We start from the raw sequence: 7,437 nt of genomic DNA, 5'->3' as shown, positions 1-7,437 counted from the left end.
GACATCGAAGTCCAATCAATGCCCAAATCAACATTCTTGCTGGGCTCATTGCTTATTGTTTTTACCATACTAAGCCCTCAATCGTTATTGCTCCCCAAAAGCACCTATATCCATAACTCACGTTAAATATAACCTATAAAGCCATTATTACTTCCATCTAACATAGAAAAGGCGAGCAATTAGCCCGCCTCTTCCAATGAGTCACCATATTTACCGCCGAATGAGCACCTTTTGGGTTTGGATTCTTTCGGGTCCTTTGAGTTGAATCAAATACATCCCCACTGGTTGTTGAGATACATCCATGTTAAAAAAGTTGGTTCCTGATTCCGCACGTTCTTCATTGTTTTGCAACATCCGGCCCTGCATATCCCATAATTGCAGTTGAACTTTTTCAGGCTTGGGAGTTACGTACTTGAGCGTAATCGGCCCCTCAGATGGATTAGGATACACCAACAATTCGTTTGGTTTTTCCGTCAATTCTTCTTCAGCTAAACGAGCATTGTTGACGGTTGTCAGGCGAACATTATCCAAATAGGCTGTCACGGTACTGGCCGAATTGTTCTGAATCGTAATCCGTTTAATGACCGACGGATTACCCAATTGACTCATATTCAACACGATTTCCGACCAAGAATTAGATTTTGTCGTAAACGTATAATTTCCAAGCGCCGCGCCTGTGTCGTCTGTTTGTACATAAACCAGCAGACTGCTTGCTGCCGTACCCCGTACCCAAAAACGCAAGACAGTCGACGCGGTAGTACTGATGCCATCAACGTGGCGCAAAGATACCCCACCCGTGGAGGCAATATCTGCGCGGAGTGATTTACTGCCGACCCGCACAGGATTGGTATTGGCAAAGTTACGCGTACTGTTCCATGACCAGTCGCTCCAATTTGCAGCTAAGGTTTCGTCATAAACCACTGGGCTCAAACAGGCATTCGTTTTTACACTTAACGCGCTGCTGGCCGCCGAGACATTTCCCGCCGCATCTTTTGCCTTCACGGTAAAGCTGTAGGTTGTATTACAGGTTAAACCCATTATTGTCAATGAGGTTGTTGTAACGTTACCATTCACCAATACGCCACCTCTATACACTTCGTAAGCCACCACGCCTACATTATCGGTCGAGGCGGCCCAACCGAGCGTAAAACCCGTTTGGGTTTTATTGGTCGCCGTAAGCCCAGAGGGGACGCTCGGCGCCTGTGTATCAGCGCAAGAAGAGGTGTTAACATTCAGCGCATTGCTGCTCGACGATACATTTCCAGCGGCATCTTTGGCTTTTACGGTAAACGAGTGGGCCGTATTACAGGTTAAACCGGTGATGTTTAAAGAAGTCGCGGTGACGTTGCCGTTCACCAACGTGGCTCCCCGGTACACTTCATAGGCCGTTACGCCCACATTGTCGGTTGAAGCCGTCCACGAAAGCGTCAGGCTATTTTGGGTAATGGCCGAGGCCGAAAGATTAGCGGGCATTGTGGGGGCCTGTGTATCAGCGGCTACCCCTGTTTCTATCCTGATTTGATCAAAATAAGTCGTGATGTTATTGGCCGAATTGTTCTGAAAATTGAGACGTTTAATCGTGGCTGGATTGCCCATTTGCGCCATATTAACCGTTATTTCTTTCCACTGATTCGCATCGGTCGTAAAAGCATAAGAGGCGGGCTGCGGCGACGAATCATCCGTTTGAACAAAGAAAAGCATGTTATTTACGGCGGTACTGTACACCCAAAACTTCATAACCGTGTTGGAATTGGTCGTCAGGGCCGTGGCCTGTCGCAACGATAAACCACCCCAACCCGCAAAATCGACCCGCATGGAATTGACGCCAGTTTGTACGGGAGAGGTATTGGCATAGTTGCGGGTCGAACTCCACGACCAGTCTTCCCAACCTGCGGCAAGGGCGTCGTCGTAAATGATAGTCCCCGTAGGACAAGCCGCCGTTGTGACGTTCAGTACACTACTGCTTGGTGACACATTGCCCGCCGCATCCTTGGCTTTTACCGTAAATGAATAGGCCGTATTGCAGATTAAACCCGTAATATTCAAAGATGTTGTGGTCACATTGCCGTTTACTAACGTCGCTCCCCAGTACACTTCATACGCGGTTACGGCCACGTTGTCGCTCGAAGCCGTCCACGAAAGCGTCAAACTTGATGCCGAAACATTGGACGCGGCAACGTTTGTAGGCACACTTGGCGCTTGGGTGTCGCAGGCCGTTGTGGTTGTATTCGCAGCATTGCTCGCGGTCGACACGTTTCCCGCCGCATCTTTGGCTTTTACCGAAAATGAATAGGCCGTATTACAGGTTAAACCCGTTACGTTGAAACTCGTACCTACCACATTCCCGTTCAGCAAATTACCTCCCTGATACACTTCGTAGGCGCTTACCCCTACATTATCCGTGGAAGCAGTCCATAATAAAGTCAGACCTGTGGAGGCTACGTTGGAAACTGTGAGGTTAGTCGGGGGCGTTGGGGCTTGGGTGTCAGCAGACGCCGTTGTACTCATCACCCGCCCTAACAACATGATATAAGCGGCCTGACTGTAAATAGCCGGCTCCGTGATTTCCCAAGAGTTTTCGGGAGAACCATTATTCCACTCTTTATACGCTTTTTGGGGCGGTTGGTTGGTAATGTTGGCCACGCTTCCGCTGTAACTTTTGTTAGGCCCGCCGGTTACATAGCCCGGGGCAGGGCCATAGGCCGATGTTTGTACATTATCCCACACCGTTCCGTTGGTAAACCACGTGTGGTAAATCTCATTCACGCTGTTTTCAGCACCCGCCACCGACATGTTGGAAAGCATCACCAAGTTCATCGGATTAACGCCATTCATCCAGTGCAAGTACTGCTCCGCCACCTCGCGGTATTGGGCATGGCTCGACGGGTTGAGGTTAAACGTAACAAAATCAAGATTTAAAATTCCAGTGTTGGCGCGCACCTGATTGCTCCCCCAATGGTGCTGCGCATCGGCCATATATGCCCGATAAAGGTCCGTACCATTGTTGTAATCATTGAGAGAAAATAAGTAATTCATCCCTGCTTTTTGATTACGAATATTGGTTACCACCGCACTAGAAGCACCCGAAAGGGTCGTATAACGCAAAAACGCCAATTGCTGAGGCATCCAGTAAGGTCCCCACCAGTTGCCGTTGTAAGGTTTTACGGAGGTATATTGTGACTCAACAAACGTTTTGTACTCGGCTTTTCCAGTGGCCTCGTAAAGATATACCGCCGTCACAAACGCACTTCCCAATTGGTCTTCGCCGGCGCGGTCAGAATCACCTGATTTTATATCTCCGTCGTCGCAACTTGTTTCAAACGTTGTAAAGTTGTTGGTCGTTATTATAGCACGGTTCCAAGCGGCCTCCGCACGCGCAATGAGGTCATTTCCGTAGGTAAGCAAAGACGGGTGCGTTTTGAAGGTTTGCCCAGCCACGGCAAACATCGCGGCCCCTGCCAAGGTGGCAGAAGTACATTCTGGCAAATAATAGCGCGGGCGGGTGTCGGTGCTGGGGGGAGAGACTTCATTGTAATTATCAACGCCCACTTTCAAGAAAAAACCGTTGGTGCCAGTGGCGTCCTGCATTCTTTTCAGAAAATCCAGCTCGTACTTGAGTTCATCCAATATATCTGGAATTCCGTTGCCTGACTCTGGAATGGCGTAATTATCTTTAAAAGCATTCGGGTTTATTCGGTACGCTTCTGCCAGTTGAATCACCGCACTTTCGGCAAAGGTGGTGTATTTATTTACATCGCCCGCGTCCATCCAACCCCCGTGAAGGTCTTTGGCGGTGGCAGCATTCCCTTTGTTGAATCGGCTCGTGGCAAAACGATCCTGATTGGCCCCTTCGTAACTGGCACCGTCGGCCCATTTGGCTTCGGTGTAAGGTGTTTGTTTGGCAAAATTAAGCCGCTGATAATAAAACATCCGTACGGCATGTTTCATGGCCTCGTCGTACACATTGTCGCCAATGTCAAAACGGTAAGAGCCTACATTGTTGGCTACGTCAAAAATATAATAAGAACCCGGCGTGGTAATACTCGAAAAATCAAACGACCATCCTCGGTCGCCCGACTGTGCGTGGGTGGCACCACCACCCCATACCTGAAGTGTTCCGCTCATCATCACCGCGTCGTCACTCCAGCGGCGTACCTGATATTGATTGGCACCTGTGCCCGGGGTAAACGATTCAGCTGCATTGTACCCCGTCTGAGGGTCTGCAACCACCGCTACTTTTCGGGAAGCGGGCAAGTAGCCAAATTGGTCAATTTTAATGTATGGAGTTGTTTGGGTCGGCGCGGCCCACAAAGTACCGCAGGCGGTCAGCCACAGCAATGTCCAATAAAGCAAATGCCTTCGAGATAGATGATTTTTCATTTTCATTGAGTTAAATAACGTTCAAACAAAAAACTGTGATTTTCGACTGAAAGATAGGAACTTTCAAAGTTGAAATATAACAAATGGCATCTGCTTTATTAAACGGGAAGGAGTCATTCTGCTCCTTTAAGGCTTATTTCTCTTTCCAATCAACCCATACTTTCATGCGGCCTGCTTGGCGGTTATCCCATGAATAATACGGAATGAGCGTAAAATTATCATTGCCGTTTTGGGCCTTAATCGTGGTTACGCCCCCCAGTAAGGCTGGCTCGAAGGTGGTACTAAACTGCGTTTTTTTTGACAACAGAATTTGGTCATAATCCAAATGACGATTGTCTTGCTCTTCTACACAATAGACCAGCGGCCCACGCTGAATGGCGCGTTTGCCTTGGTTTGCTTTCACACGGGGGTCGGCAGCAACGACCTTAACAGGCATCTCCATCCGGAGTTTGAGCAAATCATTTTTAGCCCAAGTACGCGCAATCGTTACATAACCTTTATCGGCCGTTAAGCCCGCTACGGCTTTTCCGTTGATTTCAACGACGTACTTATCGCACCAAGCTGGAATACGCAGTTTTAGGGCAAAATCAGCTTTGCTACTATCAGGAATGGCCTTAATTTCTACTTCTCCCGACCAAGGATAATTGGTTTTTTGGGCGAACTTCACCTTATGTTGCCCCAAAACCACTTCCGTTTCGCTGCCTACATACAGGTTTACCCACAAAGTATTTTCGGAAGTATTGTAAATATAACCACCCACCGAAGGCATCAAACGCGACACATTGCTGGGGCAGCAAGCCGTACCGTACCAAGGGCGACGATGATGCAACCCAAACGAAGCCAACGGATTGACGTAAAAAAACAGATTTCCCGTCAGTTGTACCCCTGCCAATGCGCCATTGTAAAGCGAGCGTTCTAGCACATCCACGTATTTGGATTCTCCCGAATAGAGATTCATGCGTTGGTTCCAAAAAACCATTCCTACCGAGGCGCAGGTTTCGCAGTAAGCAGATTCGTTGGGCAAATCATAATCGACCGTAAAGCCTTCATTTTTGGTTGAAGAACCAATGCCACCCGTGATGTACATATTCCGCTCTACCACATCGGCCCACACGCGTTCGAGAGCTTGGGTATAGCCACGGTCGCCCGTTTCGGCGGCTACATCGGCCATGCCCGTATACAGATACATAGCGCGAACGGCGTGCCCTTTGATGTCGGTCATTTCACGCACCGGTACGTCGTCCTGACAATAGCGCGCACCGTCAAAATGCTTATCTGTCCAGATTTGACCGCGACCGTGTCCTTTGCCGCGCTGCTCGATAAGCCAATCGGCGAGTTTGAGGTAGCGGTCGTTGTTGGTTGTATGATAAAGTTTTACCAAGGCCAACTCCAATTCCTGATGCCCCGTTACCCACGGCTTATTTTGGAGACGAAACGTAGAATCAAAATGATTGGCAAAGCGAATGGACACATCCAACAGTTTACGTTTTCCAGTAGCATCAAAGTACGCTACCGCCCCCTCAATCAAGTGCCCCAAGCAATAATCTTCGTGCTTTTCCATGTCAGTCCAGCGTTTTTCAAGACCTACCAATGTATAATATGTATTCAGGTAACCATCAGGAAGTTGGGCCGCCGCAATTTTATCAATCCACGCGTCAGTTTTGGCTTCTAAGGCTTTGTCGGGCGTAGTTTTGAGGGTGTATGCAATCCCTTCAATGACTTTATACACATCAGAATCATCAAAATAGATGCCTTTGTGCTTTCCGCTCCGGAGGGCGGCATTCTCAAAATTTCGGATACGAGCCGTTGAATCTTCGGTATAGGTCATACAAACAGGCAAAGTAGCCGAATGGACTTTTTCAATGCGGGGTTTCCAAAAGAAGTCTTTGACCGTGACTTTGGAAAAGTTTACGGGCGAAATCTGGCGTTGGGCCGAGACGCCGTAAACCCCAAAAATGATAATCAATGCTGAAGAAAAGAGGGATTTCATAGGTAAATGGTTAGCTATTTCTACCAAAGCAAATATTCAGTTTTTTTTAACTGAAAAGACCTTCTACGCCAATGACATAGAAGGTCTTTTTTATCTTAAAAACAAAGAAGTATGATTACGCAAACGTCAACGAAGCCACTTCAATTTCTTGGCTTAATGCGTTCACTATTTCCAATAATTCGTCGGCATTGGCTTTTTCCACTTCAGTCAGTACTTCTACTTTACGACGGGTGTACAATGAAATCGGGAAACCGCGTTTTTGGAGATAATATTTAGCGACGGTTGGGTACGCATAATGAATTACGGGCATGGTATCAATCAACAGCTGTTGCACGCGTTGAACTTTGTCTTGCTGCGTTGGCTCATTGAAATTATTACACAACCATACAATCAATTCTGGAAAGAAATTTCCTTGAATACAAGACAATCCCGCCGAGCCTGCTTTCAACGAAGCCACTGCGTGCTCCATGTAAGCATCATAAACGCCGAATACCTGACCTTCAGTGGCGGCTATTTTGGCTTTTACGTTTTCAATATCTAGTGATGTATCTTTATGGTAAATCACCCGACCCGTGGCGGCCAATTCTCCCAAATTTTCGGCGCTAACGAGCCTTTTGTAAGGCACTGGACATTCATACAAACCATACGAAACACCGGGGGTTAATTGAAGCAACTCGTGCATCCGCTCCATAAATATCGCATCTGACTCGTCGGCGGTGGCAATTAAACTTGTAATCACAATCACCGCCTGAATACCCGTACCATAAATCTTTTTGGCAAATTCGGCCTGCTCCGCAATTGGGCCACCAAATGTACCCGTTGCCACGACCGGAACGCGCCCGTTTGCCACATCCACCACGTGCTTGGTGATGGCAATACGCTCGTCTTCGCTCAGCTCATACATCTCAGACGAAAGGCAATTGGCAAATAAGCCAGCCGCGCCCGCCTCTAAATAAAATTCAGTAAGTTTGGTTAATCCCTCAAAATCAATCTCGCCGTTTTCTTTAAACGGAGTCAACATAACGGGAATAAAACCTTGTGGAAGGGAATTTTGCATGGATGAATAA

At 47.7% G+C, this 7,437-nt stretch carries 3 protein-coding genes; all 3 read right to left on the bottom strand.

The features are described 5' to 3' along the window. Positions 1 to 210: 210 nt before the first annotated feature. Positions 211 to 4,380, bottom strand: coding sequence for a glycoside hydrolase family 9 protein (locus DVG78_RS27710; protein WP_158550128.1), 4,170 nt, complete (start codon positions 4,378 to 4,380; stop codon positions 211 to 213). 133 nt (positions 4,381 to 4,513) lie between these two features. Next, positions 4,514 to 6,370 carry a glycoside hydrolase family 127 protein gene (locus tag DVG78_RS27705; protein ID WP_114464264.1) on the bottom strand — a complete coding sequence of 619 codons (1,857 nt, stop codon included), beginning with the start codon at positions 6,368 to 6,370 and terminating at the stop codon, positions 4,514 to 4,516. Between the two features lie 115 nt (positions 6,371 to 6,485). After that, complete coding sequence (locus tag DVG78_RS27700; protein ID WP_114464263.1) at positions 6,486 to 7,427, bottom strand: dihydrodipicolinate synthase family protein; 942 nt, start codon at positions 7,425 to 7,427, stop codon at positions 6,486 to 6,488. Positions 7,428 to 7,437: the final 10 nt, after the last annotated feature.

Source organism: Runella aurantiaca, assembly GCF_003339505.1.
Taxonomy (GTDB): domain Bacteria; phylum Bacteroidota; class Bacteroidia; order Cytophagales; family Spirosomataceae; genus Runella; species Runella aurantiaca.
This window is presented reverse-complemented; position numbering and strand designations above follow the sequence as displayed.

Bases quoted from the DNA above. Each gene is read 5' to 3' on its own strand.
- DVG78_RS27700 (WP_114464263.1), bottom strand. From the start codon at position 7,427: ATGCAAAATTCCCTTCCACAAGGTTTTATTCCCGTTATGTTGACTCCG.
- DVG78_RS27705 (WP_114464264.1), bottom strand. From the start codon at position 6,370: ATGAAATCCCTCTTTTCTTCAGCATTGATTATCATTTTTGGGGTTTAC.
- DVG78_RS27710 (WP_158550128.1), bottom strand. From the start codon at position 4,380: ATGAAAAATCATCTATCTCGAAGGCATTTGCTTTATTGGACATTGCTG.